At 46.4% G+C, this 17362-nt stretch carries 15 protein-coding genes; 9 read left to right on the top strand and 6 right to left on the bottom strand.

All coding sequences use genetic code 11. The features are described 5' to 3' along the window. Positions 1–23 precede the first annotated feature (23 nt). From L6J37_RS10620 to L6J37_RS10630, 3 genes are read left to right on the top strand one after another with little or no spacing between them, the layout of a single operon-like run. A complete protein-coding gene (locus L6J37_RS10620) occupies positions 24–1358 on the top strand; it encodes a TolC family outer membrane protein (protein ID WP_237795028.1) in 1335 nt (444 codons plus the stop codon). Then, positions 1355–1945: an OmpA family protein gene (locus L6J37_RS10625; RefSeq protein WP_192013556.1), complete on the top strand. Its 591-nt coding sequence runs from the start codon at positions 1355–1357 to the stop codon at positions 1943–1945. Before L6J37_RS10620 ends, L6J37_RS10625 begins: the two co-directional genes overlap by 4 nt. A gap of 16 nt (positions 1946–1961) precedes the next feature. Then, entirely contained in the window at positions 1962–2867 is a 906-nt protein-coding gene (locus tag L6J37_RS10630; RefSeq protein ID WP_237795029.1) for a PstS family phosphate ABC transporter substrate-binding protein, read from the top strand. A gap of 83 nt (positions 2868–2950) precedes the next feature. Here the strand turns inward: L6J37_RS10630 and L6J37_RS10635 are convergent, their stop codons facing one another. The 3 genes from L6J37_RS10635 to L6J37_RS10645 all read right to left on the bottom strand — a co-directional run bounded on the left by L6J37_RS10635 (position 2951) and on the right by L6J37_RS10645 (position 6973). Next, complete coding sequence (locus tag L6J37_RS10635) at positions 2951–4189, bottom strand: GGDEF domain-containing protein (RefSeq protein ID WP_192013560.1); 1239 nt, start codon at positions 4187–4189, stop codon at positions 2951–2953. Between the two features lie 149 nt (positions 4190–4338). Continuing rightward, positions 4339–4884 carry a DUF1415 domain-containing protein gene (locus L6J37_RS10640; RefSeq protein ID WP_192013562.1) on the bottom strand — a complete coding sequence of 182 codons (546 nt, stop codon included), beginning with the start codon at positions 4882–4884 and terminating at the stop codon, positions 4339–4341. Positions 4885–4963: 79 nt separating this feature from the next. Continuing rightward, entirely contained in the window at positions 4964–6973 is a 2010-nt protein-coding gene (locus L6J37_RS10645; protein ID WP_237795030.1) for an exoribonuclease II, read from the bottom strand. Between the two features lie 411 nt (positions 6974–7384). Here L6J37_RS10645 and L6J37_RS10650 point away from each other — a divergent pair, with 411 nt between their 5' ends. Next, a complete protein-coding gene (locus L6J37_RS10650; RefSeq protein WP_237795031.1) occupies positions 7385–9073 on the top strand; it encodes a sensor domain-containing diguanylate cyclase in 1689 nt (562 codons plus the stop codon). A 214-nt stretch (positions 9074–9287) separates the two neighbouring features. Continuing rightward, the gene (locus L6J37_RS10655; protein ID WP_192013569.1) at positions 9288–11168 is read left to right on the top strand and encodes a DEAD/DEAH box helicase; all 1881 of its coding nucleotides are present in this window, start codon (positions 9288–9290) and stop codon (positions 11166–11168) included. A gap of 99 nt (positions 11169–11267) precedes the next feature. Here L6J37_RS10655 and L6J37_RS10660 read toward each other — a convergent pair whose 3' ends face one another. Continuing rightward, positions 11268–12224, bottom strand: coding sequence for a LysR family transcriptional regulator (locus tag L6J37_RS10660; protein WP_237795097.1), 957 nt, complete (start codon positions 12222–12224; stop codon positions 11268–11270). Between the two features lie 396 nt (positions 12225–12620). On the opposite strand from L6J37_RS10660, the gene fabG reads away from it, so the two are divergent. Together fabG and L6J37_RS10670 are read left to right on the top strand one after the other, a co-directional pair. Next, a complete protein-coding gene (gene fabG, locus L6J37_RS10665; RefSeq protein ID WP_237795033.1) occupies positions 12621–13355 on the top strand; it encodes a 3-oxoacyl-ACP reductase FabG in 735 nt (244 codons plus the stop codon). Positions 13356–13973: 618 nt separating this feature from the next. Then, positions 13974–14909 (top strand): DUF4382 domain-containing protein, encoded by a 936-nt coding sequence (locus L6J37_RS10670; RefSeq protein WP_237795034.1) that lies wholly within the window; start codon positions 13974–13976, stop codon positions 14907–14909. A 40-nt stretch (positions 14910–14949) separates the two neighbouring features. On the opposite strand, the gene L6J37_RS10675 is transcribed toward L6J37_RS10670, so the two are convergent. After that, entirely contained in the window at positions 14950–15282 is a 333-nt protein-coding gene (locus L6J37_RS10675) for a DUF3392 domain-containing protein (RefSeq protein ID WP_192013579.1), read from the bottom strand. A 202-nt stretch (positions 15283–15484) separates the two neighbouring features. Here L6J37_RS10675 and arfB point away from each other — a divergent pair, with 202 nt between their 5' ends. Further along, positions 15485–15898, top strand: coding sequence for an alternative ribosome rescue aminoacyl-tRNA hydrolase ArfB (arfB, locus tag L6J37_RS10680; protein WP_237795035.1), 414 nt, complete (start codon positions 15485–15487; stop codon positions 15896–15898). A gap of 116 nt (positions 15899–16014) precedes the next feature. After that, positions 16015–16899 carry an aspartoacylase gene (locus tag L6J37_RS10685; protein ID WP_237795036.1) on the top strand — a complete coding sequence of 295 codons (885 nt, stop codon included), beginning with the start codon at positions 16015–16017 and terminating at the stop codon, positions 16897–16899. Here L6J37_RS10685 and L6J37_RS10690 read toward each other — a convergent pair. Continuing rightward, positions 16883–17212, bottom strand: coding sequence for a DOPA 4,5-dioxygenase family protein (locus L6J37_RS10690; RefSeq protein ID WP_237795037.1), 330 nt, complete (start codon positions 17210–17212; stop codon positions 16883–16885). The two genes, L6J37_RS10685 and L6J37_RS10690, sit on opposite strands and share 17 nt — an antisense overlap. Positions 17213–17362: the final 150 nt, after the last annotated feature.

Consider the following 17362-nt stretch of genomic DNA (forward strand, 5'->3'; position numbering starts at 1 on the left):
TAACAACAAGGACAGGATAGGTAATGCGATCCAAACTACTTTTGATGAGTTGTATGCTTGGTTTGACTCCGATGGGAATATCCTCAGCTTATGCGCTTTCTCTTGAAGAGTCGGTCGCTGCAGCAATTGATTACAGCCCGGACGTACTGGGGCAATATGCCAGATTCCAGTCTGTCGTCAGAGATCAGGACGAAGCCCAAGGCTTTTATTTACCCCAGGTTAACCTTTACGCCGCGGCCGGTTATGAAGAAACCCGCTACAGCAGCGGGAATAAAATTGCGCCGGATGACAGGGGGCTGACACGTACTGAAGTGGGCGTGAAAGTGTCACAGCTGATTTTCGATGGCTTGAAAACGTCCGCCAATATTGACCGGCTGGGTTATGAGGCTGAATCTGAACGATTAACACTGATTGCCGACGCCGAAAATGTTGCACTGGATGTCGTGCGGGTCTATCTCGAATATCTGAAGTCGCAACAAATTCTTGAGTTAAGCAAACGGAATGTTATCGACCATGAAACCATTTATAACAATATTCTTGACAGGAAAAACAAAGGGCTGAGCAGTAACTCGGATCTGGCTCAAATCGCAGCCCGTGTGGCAACGGCAAAATCCACGCAAATTTCTGCCCAAAACAATCTGTACGATCAGGAAGCGCAGTTTATGCGATTGGTCGGGCTGCCAACTAAAGAGTTAGTCACGCCTGTATTTGATTACAGCTTATTGCCTCCCGATCTGGACATAGCGATTAACCAGGCTGTTGAAAATCACCCGGAAATACAGGCTGCCATTCTTGATATCAAAGCGGCCCGCGAAGAAGTCAGGCGCGAAAAAGGGGGTTATTACCCTGAGCTGAAACTGGAGGCTTATGGTAATAAAAATGAAAATATCGGGGGCGTAGAAGGGCCGGAGGAAGATGCTCGTGTCATGCTCACTTTAGATTATGACTTGTTTAACGGGGGAAGTACCAATGCCCGCATCGAGTCGGCAGCATGGCGGGCAGAGCAAGCCAGATCAATCCGGTTAAGAGCTGAACGCCAGGTACGGGAAGGTACAACACTGGCATGGAATGCCTACAACATGCTGGCGACTCAGAAGCAATTGTTGCAACAGAACGTCGATGCGGCCAAAGCAGCAGAGGATGGCTATGTGCAGCAGTTCAACGTCGGACGTCGCAGCCTGCTTGATGTACTTGATGCAAAAGTGGAAGTCTTTCTTGCCAGAAAGAACTACGTGAATGCGTCATACGATCACACCCTGGCTGCTTACCGAATGTTCAATGCTATGGGGATTCTGACTTATGCATTGCGTGTAGAACACCCTGAAGAATGGCAGACAGAGAAGGAGAAACAAGGATGAGACATAGTCAGATTGGATTGATCACCCTGTCTTTATTAATACTGTCTGCCTGTGCTGACATGCCGGATACGGCAACAACACGTCATCAGATTGATGACCTGCGTGATGCCGATCAGGATGGTGTGATCAATCAAAGAGATATCTGTTTAGACACTCTCCGGGGCGCCCAGGTTGATGAGCATGGCTGTGCTTCTTGGCAGGTGTTTGAAAAATTAGATGTTTTATCTGTGTACTTTAACTTTGATGATGACCATATTCGGTTGGATCAGTCAGACTCATTTGATGAGCTTTTGACTATCATGAATGACAATCACGAAGCCAAAGTGATTTTAGTGGGGGACACCAGCCCGGAAGGTACCGATGAATATAATGATGCGTTGGCACAAAGGCGTACAGGTGTCATCAAAGATGCACTGGTGCTGAACGGTATTGCCCCGGAACGTATTTCTGAGCAGCGATATACGCAGATAACGTCGCTGACCCAGTTTTTAAAAGTACGTAAACGCCGCACTATTGCTGTTGTTACTAAGCAGGAAATGGCAGTGAAGCCGGCTTGGACAATTTTCAGTTCCGAGCAAACTCAGTGACAGGATAAATCACACCATGCGATTGATGACACACACCCTGCTTGCAGCGGGGATCATGCTGGCCACCGGTTCAGTGCAAGCTGCGGTAGCCGTTGAAAAAGAGCTGAATGTAATGGTCAAAGAACTGGCCAATGCGCAAAATACCCCCGTTCAATTGATTGAGAAAGGCGATATTCAGGCAGCCATGATCGCCGATGAAGCCCGTCTGGGTATCAGCTCCCGCAAATGGCTGGATAGCGAAATAGCCTTGTTTGAGAACGCATTCGGTTATCGTCCAGTACAGATATTTTTTACCTACGATGCGGTTTCTATTCTTGTTAATAAAGATAACCCCGTAAGAGCCATGTCGATGGGACAGCTGAAACAGATTTTTGGTTGCCAGGATACACCTCAGAAGCTGGACTGGCGTCAGCTGCCAGATCATCAGAATGACGACTTTTCTGAGGCTGTTCCTTATGCTGTCTCGGGTGAACTGGACACGCATTTAAACTTTTCTAAGCTGGTGGACTGCGGCAGTGAGCAATATCTGGCTACACAGTTTCTCCGCAGCCATGATGAAATGAATGATAAGATTCGCAGTGATATCAATGCGATTGGTTACTCGGTATTACCCGAGCTGCCTGATGAGCTGAAACGGATTGCAATTTTGGATGACAGAGGCAAAGCCTTCACCATAGATCCGGAAACCGTGCTGTCGGGGCGTTATCCATTGGCAAATGTCTATTTTCTGTCGTTGAACATCCCACCCAAGCAGCAAGGGCTGACAAGTGAGCAGCAGGTGCTGGTTGACTTAACGCTTGACCAGGAAAACCAGTCAATAATTGAAAAGCATGGTTTTCTGCCGCTGCCTGCAGAAGCGGTGCACAGAAATCAAGTCAAATTAAAGCAGGTATTGCCTATGGTTGTCGGCGGTTATAAATAGTCACTGGACAGAAAGAAATGTAACAGCCTTATCAATACGATAAGGCTGTTACGCTTTTAAACAGATTGCGAGCGACAGGTGTGTTACACAACCTGATTTCGGCCGTTTTGCTTAGCTTTATACAGTGCTTTGTCTGCCACTTTTAAAACGTTAGCGGTTCTGGAGTCTTCCAGGCTGTCTGCAACACCAATACTGACGGTAATTTGTACCACTTCGGATTGCTTGCTCTTTCCGCGTTTTCGCTTACCGTCTTCATCATCAGAAGGTCGCTTTTCGAAATCTCTGATGTGCATAGGGTAGCTTGCTATGGCTTCGCGTAATTCTTCAAGCGCATCAAGACACTGATTTTTGGTTTTTCCCTTAATTAAGATGGTGAACTCTTCGCCACCATAACGGTACACATCCGCTTTGATATTGATATTAAGGAGTAGCTGGGCAACTAAACGCAGTACATCATCACCCGTCTTATGGCCGAATTTATCATTGAATTTCTTGAAGTGATCGACATCCAGCATTGCCAGTGTGTATGTGCGGCCAAGGTGCTTTAACTCAGTTTCCATTGCCCGGCGTCCGGGTATGCCCGTCAGCGGATCAATGAAAGCCAATTCATGCGAACAGGAAATCAGATTCAGTAAAAGCAAACTGGAAGCGGCTGTAAAGGCAACACTGGAAATATAGGGCTGCTGGAACTGAAATAGCGTTAGCCCGGTAAACAGCAGACAGATGAAGGTGGCCTGATCATAGCCTTGATTTCTTTTCAGAATAATAGAAGCGCTGGCACAAGCCAGGGCAACAATCATGATTATTAAGAGCAGAGGTAACGGTGAATACTCACCGATGGTATAAAAATACATCTGCCAGGTGGCGTTATAATGTTCAGGGTTTACATGATTGATCAGTAACCAGCCCCAGCAAAGCTGCAGGCCCAGCACGCTGAGGTAGATCAAACCAAAGCGCGAGAAAAGCCGCCTTTCAGGAATAAAGTGAAGTTGGAACAGGTTAAGCGGCAGCAGTACTGCCAGTAAAATATATGTTACCCCGGTTTGCGACTGAGAAAGTGGCGCCTGCAGGTTTTGCTGAATCAGATAGTAGGCAAGTAGCATCAGCATTGCGCTGATTCCAGTTTTACTTTGGTTGAATGGCTGACACAACATCATTACCAGACTCAGCAATATGTAGGGAAGCAGTAGCAAAACATCAACGTGTTGCGACATGATAGCAACGATGTCGCTATGAGCCGCAAAAGTGCCTGCCACAAGGGCCAAAGGCAGAGCGAAACGCATTTTGGCGTTTCTAAATACTGAAAATGAGAGTGTATGCATTACAATATTCCCTATCAAGGAGATATCATAGCTAACTTAATGCTTAATCCCAACACATTTGAATGTTTACACTCGATAAGGTTGGTCAATGAGTTCTTTTGATTCATAGGTCAGAGGTATGAAATTAATAAGCCCTGCATGGTTATCATTTAGGCTTTGCTAAATAAAAACGGGAAAAGACGGCGAATGTCTTTCTCGGATAATGCATTCATTTTTTCAATATTGCGCTCAGGTATTCCTTCAGGATCAGGATAGTGAGCCAGCACTTTTTCCATACTATCTTCACGAATGAGGTGAAAGATGGGGTACGGAGCCCGGTTTGTCAGGTTTTCAGCATCTTCTGGTCTAGTCCCGTAAAAATAATAATCGGGGTGAAAACTGGCAACCTGATAGATACCATCCCGGTCGCACTGTCTGATTAAGGCATCCACCATATCAAGAAACTGATTGTACTCGTCAAAATCCTGTAAAACGTTAGGGCAAACGATAAGGCTTGTATCAAGATCACACACTGGTGTCTCATCCAAACGTATTAACTCCTGATAGATACTTTCCATCAGTGTTTCGAGAGAATCCGTCTCATAAATTGCAATACGAATTTGTCCCTTTCTGCGCGGTTTTGCTGCAAACGGGCACAGATTCAAACCAATGACGACATTATCAAGCCATTGCTCAACGTTATGGAGATATGACATGGAATACCAGAGTGTGTATGACTATTCAGATTGGAGAGTGAAACCAGGTTGGAGAGTTCCAACCTGGTTCTTGGGATTATCACGCTTTTTCGGTTTCGGCCTGATTTTCTTCGGGTTCCTGAGCGTTAATCTCAGGGAATTGCTTAACAGGTTTGGCAACCAATTGACGTGTAGTTTCACGGACTTCTGTCAGGACGATGTCGAAGTGATCACCAAGCTGGAACTCGCGCACTTTATCGATATTAATGATGCCCAGATCACCGTTACATTCGATGCGTTGCTTATTGTCCAGAATCAGTGGCGCAGGAATAAAGGCCGAAGCACCGTTTTCAAGCAAGCGAACACGCATGCCGGCGCGATTGATATCGAACACTTCAGCGGTAAAGACTGTACCTTCCTGAACCGCGTCTTTTAGCAGGCGAACATATAGCCAGTCAGCTACATCACGTTCTGCCATACGGTGATTACGGCGATGGGTGGCAATTTCCTCACCAATATTGTCATCTGGCGTTTGAGTCGGCTCATTGCCGGAAATGACCGCTTTCAGCATCCGGTGATTGATCATATCGCCGTATTTACGAATCGGAGAAGTCCAGGTTGCGTAGACATCCAGGCCCATTGCGAAATGCGGAGCAGGTGTGTTGCCTACTTCACTGTAAGCCTGGAATTTGCGCAGTCGGTTATCCAGATAAGTGGTATCAAGCGTGTTCAGCCAACGGCGAAGGGCGCTAAAGCCTTCCAGCGTCAGCAACTGCTCTTTGTCGAATGGCGCTTCTGCATTGGTCAGGAAGTCCATGGCGGTATCGAGTTTTTCAGGATTGAAGCCGGCATGAGTGTTGTAAACACCTTTGCCGAATTTTTCCTGAAGCATACGTCCGGCACAGATATTCGCGGTGATCATGGCTTCTTCGATCATTCGGTTCGCAGTGCGACGAGGATCGGTATGTATTGCGATCACATCGTTGTCTTCGCTCAATTCGAAGCGGTAGTCCGGACGATCCGGGAACACCACGGCGTTTTTGCTGCGCCATTCGCTACGGGCATTGGCAAAAGCCTGCAGGGCTCGTACCTGCTCATCGATAACTGCAGAAGGAGACCAGTTTGCTGAGCTGCCATTTTCCAGGTAGTCGGAGACATCATCGTAGCTTAAACGGCCTTGCGAACGGATCCATGCCGCAAAGAAAGTAATGTCGTCGCCAATCACACCGTCTTTATCAACCGTTACACGGCAACATAGGGCAGGGCGTTTTTCATTCTCCATCAGAGAACAAAGCTCATCGCTCAGCTCGCGCGGCAACATGGGGATGTTGCGGCCTGGCAGGTAGATTGTGAAGCCGCGCTCGCGAGCTTCCTTATCCATTTCATTGCCAACTTCGATGTAAGACGTCGGATCGGCAATCGCTATAGTGATTTCGAAGCTGCCATCTTCTTTCGCTACGGTATAAATGGCATCGTCCATGTCTTTGGTTGATTCGCCATCAATAGTAATGAAAGGTATTTCTGTCAGGTCTTCACGTGTCAGACCTTCGTCAAGCATGTTCCAGCTCTCTTGCGGAGCAGGTTCAGCATTAGGAAGATCATGGCGTGCCAGCGTGACCCACCATGGGGCAATTTTATCTTCGCTATCGGTAATTTTTTCTTTGATTTCACAGAAGAAAGTCTTGTTATCGCCAACAAGAGGATGGCGAGTCAGATGAGCGACAACCCAGTCACCTTCTTTCAGGGTTTCAGGGTTTAATCCCTTGACTGTACGAGCTTTGATAGCTTCTTTCAGCTGTGGATGATCCGGAACAACATTCAGGCGGTCTTTGATCAGTTTGACGCGGCCGATAAAGCGAGTCACGAACTGTTCAACCAACTCTTGCGGCTCAGCAACTTCACGCTCTTTTTCTGTACGAATAACAGCAATGACACGATCGCCGTGCATTACCTTTTTCATATAGTTAGGTGGAATGAAGATGCTTTCTTTTCCATCGACTTCCAGAAAACCAAAACCGCGGTCAGTGGCTTTGATTTGGCCTTCCTTCTTAGGAAGCGATTCTTGAATTTGTTTTTTCAATTGTGCTAAAAGCGGATTATCTTGAAACATTATGCCTGGTCCCGGATTATGAACCGTCACACTATACGTATTAACAGGCTCAAAACCAAGGGTAATCCGACTTTTCCGGCTTTCACTGTCAAGAAGGGCAGTGAGTGCTGTTGATAAAGCTATTCATTCAGCAGAAATTCTGGTTATCCAGATCTGGGTAATCATTTGTCGGAAAAGTGTCAGAACGACTTAATATACAATGATATACCTATCAATAGCCGGGTAAACGCCTCTGGCGGAATAACGGACATTAATTGTTCATATTAATGATTGGTCACAAATGTTGCAGAAAGTTATCCTTCAATTTTCGAAGTGTGCATCTGAGGTCGTTATTATTTTCAATCTGGAGTATTTTGTACTCTGTTCTACCCACGATGAAGTGATAAGACAGATAATCGCGTAAGGAAAAGCATGCCGTTTAAACTCAACGATGAGTTGGATAAACTCGTTGATACGCTTGCCCGTCAGGCAAACATGGAGCGTTGGTGCCATCGTTTGCTTTCAACGCTGCATCATATGCTGGATTTAACCTATCTGACATTGCTAGTTGAGCATGAAGGCCAATCGAAAGTGCTAGCTAGCTGGATGGGTAATGAAGAGTTTAAGTATTACCTGCATCCTTTACCCTTGTCGAACTACAATGGTGTACCAGCAGATTTACTTTTAGAATCCAAACAATCCCGTAAGGCCGTTTCTGCCCAGTCTGCAACGCCGTTCAAAGCCATCTGGACAGAACAGACAGGCGATTGGCGCCGGGTGATTTTTCCGATCATAATGCACGAAAAAGTCGTTGCCTATTTATACGCAGAAACGCCACTCCCAGAACGTCTGGATGACAACCTGAAAGCCTTCGAGCGAGTACTGTTATTGATAGCGTCTGATATCAGTGTACATATGCTGCGTGAAGAAGCACTGACACATAATATCAGCCGGCGCAGTGTTGAGGCTGAACTGGAAGTTCGTAACTACTCGCTCAGAGAATACTTATCTTTACTAAAGCAGTTACATGAGGTCACGCTGGCACTTGCAGAATCCAACGATCTGGATTGTCTGTACAGAACCGCGATAGAGCTGGGCCGGCAAAAGCTGGGGATCGATCGGTTAGCTATCTTTCTGACCGATATGCAGCAGTACACCATGCAGGGGACGTACGGCACTGATCCTCAGGGCAATGTTGTATCCCGCCGCACTTTTGTTAACGATATTCCTGATCATCCGCTGGTCCATGAAGCACTCAGTCGCAAAGACGTGGTAGTGGTTAAGGAAAATGCGCCTCTTTATTATGGTACGCAGCAGGTCGGTACAGGCTGGAATGCCATGATATCAATGTGGAACAGTGACAACTGTATTGGCTGGATTGCAGCGGATAACCTGATCAGCCAGCGAAGCCTGACTGATCACCAGAAAGAAATCATGAAATTATTTGGCGCGGCGCTGGGCCAGCAAATCGTGATTAAGCAAAGTCATGAAGCATTAACCAAGCTGAATGCTGAACTCGAACAGCGCGTGCATTTACGCACCCAGGAATTACAGCAGACCAATAAGGCATTAGAAGACGCTAACCGGCGGCTGGAAGCCTGGTCCATGCAGGATGGCCTGACCGGCGTGGCGAACAGACGGTTTTTTGATTTGACGTTGAAGCGTTATTGGCATGTGGCCAAACGCAAACAGTTACCGCTAAGCATTATTATTCTGGATGTGGATCATTTTAAGTCTTTTAATGATACCTATGGGCATCAGAGAGGCGATGTGTGTCTTAAACAGGTCGCGGTGACATTAGACAATATAGTGAACCGGTATGAGAAAGCGGTATTCAGCCGTTATGGCGGTGAAGAGTTTGTCTGTCTTGTACCGGAAATGGATGCTGAGACGCTCCGGTTACTGGCAGAGGAAATGCTTGATGCCGTCAATCAGTTAAAGATCCCGCATTCTGGTACGCGTCAAGGGGTTATCAGTATCAGTATGGGTCTGTATTCCAGAATGCCGACGGAAAACATTCAGGAAGAGGTGCTGTTAGCAGGTGCTGATCAGGGGTTATATCTCGCGAAACAAGGTGGCAGGAATCAATATTTTCAATGGGATGAGAATCAGTATGCCTAGAAAACTTGTCAGAATGTACATATCGCAAGCTGTTTGAATAATAAATAATTGCTTAAGTTATAATTTGTGACAGCAATCAATTTTTTCTGGTAATTTCGACTTGAATAGCGCACAATGCGCGCCTTAGTCGAGGCCCATGCTTGTGGATACAGTTGCTGAACCGTGTTAAAGGCAAAGGGGCCCCGTTTACGTTCGATTACCTATTGGGATCCCAATGCAAGAATCTGTTACAGAATTTCGCCAGTTAGAACTGGCCGACACTCTTTTATCCGCACTTGATGCGATGGGCTTCGTGGCACCTACTCCAATTCAGGCTGCTTCCATTCCACTTCTTTTAACCGGCACCGATGCGCTGGGTCAGGCTCAGACTGGTACAGGTAAAACTGCTGCATTCTCTCTGCCTCTGCTGAACAAAATTAACCTGAAGCAACATAAGCCTCAGGCAATTGTTATGGCTCCTACTCGTGAGCTGGCTATTCAGGTTGCTGCTGAAATTAAGAACCTGGGTAAAAATATCCAGGGTCTGAAAGTATTAGAAATCTACGGCGGTGCGTCTATCGTCGATCAAATGCGTGTGCTTAAGACTGGCGCTCACATTGTTGTTGGTACCCCTGGTCGTGTGAAAGACCTGATCAGCCGTGATCGCCTGCACCTGGATGAAGTCCATACTTTCATTCTGGATGAAGCCGATGAAATGCTGAAAATGGGTTTCGTTGACGACGTTACCTGGATTCTGGAGCAAGCGCCAGAGTCAGCACAACGCGTACTTTTCTCTGCAACTATGCCACCTATGGTGAAGGAAATCGTTGACCGATTCCTGCGCGATCCTGCACGCATTGATGTTGCGGGTGAAAACCGTACCGTAGCGAAAGTAGAACAGCAATTCTGGGTCGTAAAAGGCGTAGAGAAAGACGAAGCTATGATTCGTATGCTGGAAACTGAAGAAACCGATGCATCAATCGTTTTCGTCCGTACCCGTCAGGATACTGAGCGACTGGCTGATTGGCTGTCTTCACGTGGCTTTAAAGCGGCTGCACTTCACGGTGATATTCCTCAGTCTCTGCGTGAGCGTACAGTTGATCACATCAAACGTGGCGTTATCGATATTCTGGTAGCCACTGACGTTGTTGCTCGTGGTCTTGATGTACCACGTATTACGCACGTATTTAACTACGACATCCCGTTTGATGTTGAATCTTATATCCACCGTATTGGTCGTACTGGCCGTGCAGGACGTAAAGGTAAAGCGATTCTTCTGGTTCGCACTAACCAGATCCGCATGCTGCGTACCATTGAGCGTGTAACGAAATCCCGTATGGAAGAGATTCAGCTTCCTATGCGTGATGACGTAGCTCTGGCGCGTTTGGATCGTCTGGGTAAAGAGCTGGAAGAGCAGAAAGAAAGCGCAAGCCTGGAAGCATTTGTAGAGCTGGTTGAGAAACTGCAAGGTTCAGTGGATGTTGATGCGACCACTTTGGCAGCCATTCTGCTGAAACGTCAGCAAGGTAATCGTCCTTTGTTCTATAAAGGTCCGGACCCTATGATTGCTGCGATCGAGCGTGAGAAACAACGTCGTGATCGTCGTGGTGACCGCCCTGAACGTGGCGAGCGCAGTGAACGAGGCGAGCGTCGTGAACGCCGTCAATCCAACAATGCCGATTGGGATACTTACCAGTTGCAAGTTGGCCGTGAACAAGGTGTTCAGGTTAAAGACATCGTTGGTGCTATCGCGAACGAGCTGGGTCTGAGCAAAGACTATATCGGTGCTATCAAACTGGCTCCTGAGCATACTTATGTTCAGTTACCTAAGAAGATGACCCCGGAGATCATCGCTCAACTGAAGAAACTGCGTATTCGTCAGAATGACGTGAAAGCCGTGGTTGTTGAAGACAATGTTCTTCGTGAACACCGTCGTGGCGGCCGTGATGGCGCACCACGTGATGGTGCACCGCGCGGTGGACGTGATGGAAACCGTGGCCGTCGTGAAGGCGAGCGCCGTTTTGATCGCAACCGTGGTGGCGATCATCGTGGCAGCTTCCGTGGCGAGCGTAACCACGCTCCACGTCAGGAACGCAGTAAGCCAAGCGCTGAGTAATTGCTGACTGAAATACCATGAAAGAAAAACCGGGGTTTCCCCGGTTTTTTTATGCCTGAAATTCACCGGGAACACTATGACAGAAAATATATGACAGATTTATCCTGTTACTCGTATTCTGATGGGCTCGGGTAACCCCAGGGCTTTTTTATTTATTCTGTCCATTTCCTCAACGCGTTCAATTAAATAGTCTTTAAAATTAACACAACGTACAGGCATGTACTTACGGGGTTTAAAGTAAAGATTAAGTTCAAACTGGCTGCTGACATAATTTTTGAGAACAGCTTGAAGCTGGCCGTTATTTAATTCTTCACTGACAAGACTGTAAGGCAGATAAGCGATACCTCCTCCGGCAAGCGCAATATTCTTCAGTATTTCGCTGTCGTCAGCTTCAACGGTTTGGGCTATTTCTACGGAATTGTACTCACCATGTTGCTCAAAAATCCATTTATTGCCACCGACCAGTGTCGTAGCGTAAAGACAAAAATGCTGTTTTAACTGTTCGGGGAGGCGCGGCTCACCGTACTGTACGATATATTTGGGTGAACAACAGGCGATAAGTGGTTCACGGATGAGCGATCGTTTTACCAGCAGACTGTCTTTATCCTGAAAACCTCTGTAGGTTGCGTTTGCACGGATAGCGAAGTCAACTTCATGAACATGATCGACTTCAAATGCTGTTTCAAGAACAACAAAATTGATAGACGGATGGAGCTGGACATATTCACCAATAATCTGGCTGAGGTAATGCTTAGCAAACAAAGGCGTGCTGGCTATGCGTATCTGGCCTTTATCTTCATTACTCAGATTCTGAACTTCATTGAATACATCATTAATCTCACCGTTTATCAGGTTAAACCTGTCATACAAACGCTGTCCTGCCTGGGTCGGTGATATTTTCCGTGTCGTCCTTTTTAACAGGCTGACCCCCATGCTTTCTTCCAGCTCATTGAGCCAGCGGCTGCCGGCAGACGCAGAAATCCCGTATTGCTTTGCAGCTTCACTTAACGAGCCATTTCGCACTACGTGTAGAAAAAAAACTACTTTATCAAGCATGTCTGCATCTGATCCTTGCGCACTTCCCTGATACATTTATAGCAAATGCCGTCTTCATTACCAGTGAAGAGTTCATGACGAGGGAGTGATAACGACTAATCCTCTGTTTTATATGGAATAGTACAGGTGACTCAAGGGAGAAATGCGGCGTGTGTAATTTAATGTCATATTGGTAACAAACTGTCTTGATAAGGTTATGATTATCGCCCAGGTATTCAGCAGGGCGATTTGATTAATAGATTCATTAGAGTGGTCGCAAAGGTGAATTGCAGCATTGAGGGTAATCTTTTGATTTGTTTCATCTAAAATCAACATGATGGAAGTGAGCGGTGAAGCAGTGTGCCCGCACTGGATTCGATTTTCGCTTCAGTTTTTTGAACTAAGAGGGAATTAAGTATGTTGAACAATAAAGTTTGCATCGTTACGGGAGGCGCACAAGGCATAGGCCGTTGTATTGTCGAGACCTTTGCTAACCAGCAGGCTGAAGTTGTCTATGCCTGTGATATGAATGCAGCAGCAATGGCTGAACTGGAGAAAACTTACAAAAATGTAAAAGCCATTGAGTTGAATGTCTGTGACCGGGAGTCGGTTAGTCGCTTTGTTGACAACATTGTAAAAGATTATGGTCGTGTAGATGTGCTGGTAAATAATGCGGGGATCACCAGAGATAATCTGATTGATAAAATGACGGAAAATGAGTGGGATATGGTATTGGACGTGAACCTGAAAGGGGTGTTCAATATGACGCAGGCAGTGGCACCTGTGATGATGGCGTCCGGCGTAGGATCAATCATTACTATGTCATCTGTGGTAGGTACCGATGGTAATATTGGACAAAGCAATTATGCCGCCACTAAAGGCGGAGTGATAGCGATGACTAAGGGCTGGGCTAAAGAATTTTCACGAAAAGGTGCTCAGGTGCGAGCTAACTGTATCGCTCCTGGCTTTGTGGAAACGCCGCTGACCGTTAACCTGCCTGAAAAAATCCTGGAGTATATGAAATCGAAAACACCATTGCAGCGTATGGGTAAGCCAGAAGATATTGCAAACGGTGCGTTGTTTTTAGCCAGTGATAATTCCACGTTTATCACTGGGCAGACACTGAAAATTGATGGTGGCCTTGTCATTTAATTCTCAGGTTTCTGCCGTTGCTTTGTTCACAGAAGCCTTGAGAAATCGAGGCTTTTTTGTTTTTAAGTCTTTCAAGTGAGATCTCAGTCCAAAGATGCATTTATGGTCATTTGTCCTAATAATTATGCCACTCTGAGTGAATGTAAATGTGTATAAATCATCTTTAAATATTCCGTATAACACCGTATTATTCCGGTCATTGGCATATTTTTGAGGTGAGTGAGTGCTTTTGGGTTATATTGCACCAAGTTTGCTGCTTATCGTTGTAGGGTGTTTGTTCACACTTGCAATGGCATTACATAAGCAATGGCTGTGGCTGACTCGTCTCTCGCTGATTGGTTTGCTGCTGGCAGCCGCGATGGTTGTTAAGTATCAATATCAGGATCTGCAGTCAGTAGGCTCCTGTCTTCATCGCCTTGAGAATCCTCGTTCTGTCCAGCATGGCTGCATACGGATGGATTAATCCCGTAACAAATAAGAAGCTTGTTTTTCATTACAGCATGCTCTGAGGGTATTTCCCTGCTCGCCATTGTCATCTTGTTGTTAACTTTCGTTGCGGATAATGCTTTGACTGCAATAACTCGTTAAGCTTGCTCAAAAAGCGAGTGGAGCAGTCAAATGAAAAAATTAATGATAGCCGCTACGGTAAGTATGCTATTGGCAGGTTGTGGCTCAGATTCAGATGACCAGTCGACGGGAAAACTTTCCCTGGCTATGTCTGACGCCCCGGTTGATGGTTTAAAGCAAGTCTGTGTGGCATTTGACAATATCACGGTTCATCACACAGGGGGCAGCGAAGCGTCTTGGGGAACAACGTCTTTTGCCGCTGCTCAAAGCTCAGCATCGTGCGTGCCAGATGGACTTTCTATTCCTGAAGATGCGAACGGGAATCCTGAGTTCATGGTGATTGACCTGCTGGATTACCAAGGTGCAAATGCCCTTCAGGTGCTGAGCGATGAAGTATTACTTGCCGGTCAATATACTCAGATGCGCCTCTCTGTATTAGAAAAGGGCACATATACTGACGGCACACCTTATTCGCATGTTGTTACTGAAAGTGATGCTGTGGAAGGTATTCGCGTCCCGAGCGGTGAACTGAAACTTGATGGATTTACTGTCGAGGCTGATTCAACCCAGGCTTATACCATTGAATTTGACTTGCGCAAAAGTATGGTACTTAATGCCAACGGCTACCAGCTGAAACCTCGTGGTGTCCGTGTGGTTGATAATACAGCAGTCGCTGCCATTGACGGCACGGTAAGCGCATCGTTGTGTAGTGGCGACTTGTCTGATGCATTTGTCTATGTGTATTCAATAGCCAATGGCGGTCAGTTTGGTGATTTAGGTTCTGACAATGAACCTGTGTCATCAGCAGCTGTTGATCCTGTCACAGGTCAGTATGAGATTGGTTACCTGCCATTAGATACTTATGACTTGAACCTGGTTTGTAACGGTAATGAAGATAACCCAGAGCAAGCCGGTGATACCCTGATTGTTGATATCACACTACTGGACCAAATACTTGGCACCGATGGTTTGACCGTGAATTTCTAATCGGCCCACTCAAGAAATTAACCGCCGCAAGGCGGTTAATTTACACTTGGTTATTCCTTTGCGCCCAGCTGCCAAGAAAGATGAAAGTCCCCACTATTACGGTAAACAGCCATACATTACTCATCCCGCTCAACTGCCTGGCTAACCAGGGTGCGGCAGCAATGATCATAAAGCCATAGCCGAATGCATTCACAAAAATGAAGGCACAGGTGCGCAGGATAAAGTTCGTCCCCGACAGATAACGCCGCAGTATCATATTGATATCTGAGCCAAATACCACGAGCAGGCATGCCATCATGGCCGTTGCAATGTCGCTGATCCAAGGGCGTAAAAACTGGCCAGATTCTGCGATATACCCCAGTAAAATATTCATAACTGACTGTTGTAAAACATAATGATTGTTGATGACGACAGGATACGCTCACTCAAGGAAACGATGAATCCCCCCGCAGGCGAGATGCAGAGCAGATCACATATTGAAGGTGTTATCAGCCTGGGTAATTTGGCTTTTCACTGGCATTTAATGCTTCAGGCCCAGATAATACCAGTAGGGAAGTCCAAACGATTAAGTGGTTATGTTGCAGATATCGAACACAGTACAAATAGCAGACTGGGAAATAGAAATTACCGCCATTCGCGCTCAGGGAGCGGGAGGGCAGAATGTCAATAAAGTCTCTAGTGCCATACACTTGCGTTTTGATATTAAGCGCTCCACTTTGCCTGATTTTTATAAAGAAAAGCTGTTGCAGCTCTCTGATCAGCGGATAACCAAAGAGGGTGTGATTATCATCAAGGCTCAGCAGTTCAGAACTCAGGAGCAGAATAAAGAAGATGCTCTGCAGAGGTTGCAGACCTTGATTCAGTCAGCAACCAGGCAAGAGAAAAAACGCCAGCCCACAAAGCCGACCAAATCCTCTCAGCGGCGGCGGGTAGATAAGAAAACCCAGCGTGGGCAGGTCAAATCGATGAGAGGCAAGGTAACGCATTAAGCGTTTGAATAAATTTGCCTTAAATGCGCCTGTTTATTCGTTTGTTTGCCGCAAAGAAGGCTGGCATACTGAGATTCTCTTCAAGTTTTCTGATAATCCAAGTGGTGATGATAAGGATGAAAAGCATTAATTCTGTAGCCGTTGTGGGCGGTACTCACGGTAATGAATTCAGCGGTATTTATTTGCTGCGCAAATGGCAGCAAGATGCCAGTCGCATTACCCGAGAGAGCTTCACTACGCAGACTCTGTTTGCTAATCCCAAAGCGCATGAAGAGAATAAACGCTACCTTGACAGCGATCTGAACCGTCAGTTTGCGGTAGAAGATCTGGCCAACCCTGAGCTGGCGAACTACGAGCAAAGCAGGGCAAAGGTCATGAATGCGGTTTTGGGGCCAAAAGGGGATGCCAAAACAGATTTCATCATTGATTTACACAATACAACCAGCAACATGGGGCCTACGTTAATAGTGCTGCAATCGGATGATTTCAATATTCGAATGGGCGCGTATGTTAAAGCACACATGCCTGAAGCTGTAGTGGTCTTTGAAGATCAAATTCCACTGGCTGAGCATAAGTTTGTCTGCTCTATTGCAGAGCAGGGTGTGATTGTTGAGATTGGCCCTCAGCCGCAATCTGTCATTCGCCAGGATGTGCTGGATTGGATGGAGACAATGACAGGCCATATCCTGGATTATGTCGATCTGTATAACAAAGGCCAATTGCCGGAACTGCCCCCGACCTATGAAGCATTCCGTTACACAGAAACCTTAAAACTGCCAGAAAACGCGCAAGGCGAGCGAATCGGCATGGTGCATAAAAATGTACAGGATAACGATTTCAGACCTCTGCATGGCGGCGATCCTATCTTTACCCTGTTTGACGGCAGTGAGATTTGCTGGGACGGCGATTATGAAGCTTACCCGCATTTCATTAATGAAGCGGCGTACTACGACAATAACCTGGCTATGTCTCTGGCGGAAAAGATTACCGTTGAGCTGTAAAAATCTCAGTGTGCACGGGTAATTGTTTACCCAGCCAGCGAGCATGAATTGTGTGATCATTGAGCTCATTTTCTGATACCGGGTGGATCAGTACAGACAGACCTTCTCTGTGCTGATCCAGCCAATCAATAAAGCCTGTCTGGTTATCGGCAAAATGCATTTCAAACATCGGTTTGTCGTGTGGGCCTACCAAGCGTGGCACCAGCGGGTAAATCGCCAGAATATCGGCTTTTCTTTCTGCAATGATGCGCTGGCGCACCTGCTCAGCTAAATCCAGTTGTGGTAAATCAAAATACACGTGAGCGTGAAACATACTGACTCCCCTTCTTGCAGCGAATGCCTTTCCCATGCCTTCATCTTACTTTGACCATGGCGCAGTACCAGAGTGCCGAAGTGAATAGATCGTTCGAAAAAGTTGAACTAGCCGGAGGTTAATAGCGACATCAGGATTGTTAATTTAAGG

Origin of the sequence: Photobacterium sp. WH77 (genome assembly GCF_022014395.1) — a bacterium.
Lineage (GTDB): Bacteria > Pseudomonadota > Gammaproteobacteria > Enterobacterales > Vibrionaceae > Photobacterium > Photobacterium arenosum.

Excerpts from the sequence above, each read along its gene's own strand:
- L6J37_RS10625 (WP_192013556.1), top strand. The coding sequence starts at position 1,355 with ATGAGACATAGTCAGATTGGATTGATCACCCTGTCTTTATTAATACTG.
- L6J37_RS10650 (WP_237795031.1), top strand. The coding sequence starts at position 7,385 with ATGCCGTTTAAACTCAACGATGAGTTGGATAAACTCGTTGATACGCTT.
- L6J37_RS10660 (WP_237795097.1), bottom strand. The coding sequence starts at position 12,224 with ATGCTTGATAAAGTAGTTTTTTTTCTACACGTAGTGCGAAATGGCTCG.
- L6J37_RS10635 (WP_192013560.1), bottom strand. The coding sequence starts at position 4,189 with ATGCATACACTCTCATTTTCAGTATTTAGAAACGCCAAAATGCGTTTC.
- L6J37_RS10690 (WP_237795037.1), bottom strand. The coding sequence starts at position 17,212 with ATGTTTCACGCTCACGTGTATTTTGATTTACCACAACTGGATTTAGCT.
- L6J37_RS10630 (WP_237795029.1), top strand. The coding sequence starts at position 1,962 with ATGCGATTGATGACACACACCCTGCTTGCAGCGGGGATCATGCTGGCC.
- L6J37_RS10655 (WP_192013569.1), top strand. The coding sequence starts at position 9,288 with ATGCAAGAATCTGTTACAGAATTTCGCCAGTTAGAACTGGCCGACACT.
- arfB (WP_237795035.1), top strand. The coding sequence starts at position 15,485 with ATGTTGCAGATATCGAACACAGTACAAATAGCAGACTGGGAAATAGAA.
- L6J37_RS10620 (WP_237795028.1), top strand. The coding sequence starts at position 24 with ATGCGATCCAAACTACTTTTGATGAGTTGTATGCTTGGTTTGACTCCG.
- L6J37_RS10675 (WP_192013579.1), bottom strand. The coding sequence starts at position 15,282 with ATGAATATTTTACTGGGGTATATCGCAGAATCTGGCCAGTTTTTACGC.
- L6J37_RS10640 (WP_192013562.1), bottom strand. The coding sequence starts at position 4,884 with ATGTCATATCTCCATAACGTTGAGCAATGGCTTGATAATGTCGTCATT.
- fabG (WP_237795033.1), top strand. The coding sequence starts at position 12,621 with ATGTTGAACAATAAAGTTTGCATCGTTACGGGAGGCGCACAAGGCATA.
- L6J37_RS10685 (WP_237795036.1), top strand. The coding sequence starts at position 16,015 with ATGAAAAGCATTAATTCTGTAGCCGTTGTGGGCGGTACTCACGGTAAT.
- L6J37_RS10645 (WP_237795030.1), bottom strand. The coding sequence starts at position 6,973 with ATGTTTCAAGATAATCCGCTTTTAGCACAATTGAAAAAACAAATTCAA.
- L6J37_RS10670 (WP_237795034.1), top strand. The coding sequence starts at position 13,974 with ATGAAAAAATTAATGATAGCCGCTACGGTAAGTATGCTATTGGCAGGT.